This window comes from Streptomyces sp. (assembly GCF_050698815.1).
GTDB lineage: Bacteria > Actinomycetota > Actinomycetes > Streptomycetales > Streptomycetaceae > Streptomyces.
In genome coordinates, this window is the sequence record NZ_JBOHCV010000397.1 from 1 (window position 1) to 2298 (window position 2298).

Annotated in this window: 2 protein-coding genes; both read left to right on the forward strand. The window is 71.9% G+C overall.

Translation table 11 applies throughout. The features are described 5' to 3' along the window. On the forward strand, positions 1 to 1265 hold a 1265-nt coding region (locus ACRDP3_RS14565; protein WP_431517353.1), incomplete at its 5' end, for a globin domain-containing protein. Between the two features lie 73 nt (positions 1266 to 1338). Then, positions 1339 to 2298 (forward strand): pyridoxamine 5'-phosphate oxidase family protein (locus tag ACRDP3_RS14570; protein WP_431517354.1); only part of this gene is annotated, 960 nt, incomplete at its 3' end.

The window sequence follows — 2298 nt, forward strand, 5'->3', positions numbered from 1 at the left end:
CACCTGCGCCGTCCGCGCCGTTTCCGGCACCACCGCCGGCCCCCGGCCCCGGATCCGCCCCCGGCCCCGCCTCCGACGCCGGCCCGGAGCCCGCGCGGGAACACCCCACCCCCTCCGCCGCCCAGCCCTCCCCTGACGCGCTGCTGATCCGCCGCACGATGGAGGAGATCGAGCCGCGGTCCGACGCGGTCACCGCGTACTTCTACGCGCTGCTCTTCGTCCAGCACCCGCAGCTGCGCGACCTCTTCCCCGCATCCATGGACACCCAGCGTGACCGGCTCTTCCGCGCGCTGCTCACCGCGGTGCGGTTCGCCGATGACACCGACGTGCTCGTCAAGTACCTGACCAACCTGGGCCGCGGCCACCGCAAGTACGGCACGCTGCCCGAGCACTACCCCGCCGTCGGTGAGTGCCTGCTCGGCGCGCTGGCCCAGTACGCGACCCTCACCTGGAGCGAGGAGGCCGAGGGGGCCTGGGTGCGCGCGTACACGAAGATCTCGCAGGTCATGATCGACGCCGCGGCCGAGGACGAACAGCGCGCTCCCGCGTGGTGGCACGCGGAGATCGTCTCGCACGAGCAGCGCACCCCGCAGGTCGCCGTGATCACCCTCCGCCCGGACCAGCCGTATCCTTTCCTGGCCGGGCAGTACACGAGCATCGAGACGCCTTGGTGGCCACGGGTGTGGCGGCACTACTCCTTCGCGTCCGCCCCCCGCTCCGACGGGCTGCTCACCTTCCATGTGAAGTCCGTGCCCGCAGGCTGGGTCTCCAGCGCGCTCGTACACCGTGCCCGCCCCGGTGACGTGCTGCGGCTGGGACCGCCCGCGGGCACCATGACCGTCGAGCACACCACCGACAGCGGTCTGGTCTGCCTCGGCGGCGGCACCGGCATCGCGCCCATCAAGGCGATGGTCGAGGATGTGGCGCAGCACGGCAGAGCAAGACCGGTCGAGGTCTTCTACGGGGCGCGCATCGACCAGGATCTCTACGACCTGGAGACCATGCTGCGGCTGGAGCAGCGGCACGGCTGGCTGGCCGTCCGCCCGGTGGTCGCCGTGGGGCGCGGCCCTGCCTACGCTCAGGCGCTGGCCGGTGAACTCCCGGACGCCGTCCGGCAGTACGGCCCGTGGCCCGGGTACGACGGCTACCTGTCCGGCCCGCCGGGGATGATCCGCAGCAGCGTGGACGCGCTGGTGGGGGCGGGGATCCCCGCTTACCGGATACGGCATGACTCCGTGGCCGAACTGGTCATCAGCGGTGCCTAGGCACGCGCGCAGGACGCATACCGAAGAACCACACACCACAGAGCGGGCAGGGGAAGGGGAAGGGGTCAGCGCCGTGGCAGAGGCTGAGGGGGCATATCCGTGGGACGGGCAGGACGCGCTGACGCAGCACGAGCGGGAACACGAGTACGAGCACGAGCGCGTCGCCCGGTACGAGCACGGCGCGGCGGCATCACAGCGGCCGCACTCCCCTGCGAACCTGCCGGGCGGTGAGGGGGAGCACGCGCTGCAGCGGAGGCTGGGCACGGTCGACCGTGCCCAGCGTTTCTACGACGAGCAGATGCTGGACCATCTCAACGAGCGGATGCGCGAGTTCGTGCAGCGCCAGGAGATGTTCTTCCTCTCCACCTCCGACGCCCGCGGCGAGTGCGACAGCAGTTTCCGCGCCGGCCCCCGCGGGTTCCTCCAGGTGCTCGACGAACGCACCGTCACCTACCCCGAGTACCGCGGCAACGGCGTGCACGCCAGCCTCGGCAACATCCAGGAGAACCCGCACCTGGGCATCATGCTGATCGACTTCGTGCGGGCTCGGATCGGCCTGCACATCAACGGCCGTGCCACGATCGTCGAGGACGAGGAGATACGGGCGTCGTACCCGCATCTGCCCGCGGACCCGGTGCCGGGCCGGCGGGCACAACTGTGGGTGCGGGTGGAGGTCGAAGAGGCGTACATCCACTGTGCCAAGCACATACCGCAGTTGCAGAAGGCGCCCAAGCGCACCGCGCGCGACTGGGGCACGGACGACTACAAGCGCAAGGGCGGCGACTTCTTCGGCGCGGCCCGCGACGCCCGCGACGCCCGCGAGTCCGGCGACGGTACGGGCGAACCGGCGGGCCGCGAGCGCGACCGGGTGCCCGCGCGGGCGCGGGCCGCTGAGCCCGCGGTGGGCGATCTGTTCGGGAACGGCGGCACGGCCGGTGTGGTTCCGCAGCAGGAGCAGGCCCGGGTACCGGCGCCCGAACCGGCCCCGGAACCGGGATACGGGCGGCCGGAGGAGCCGGTCGTAGTGTGGCAG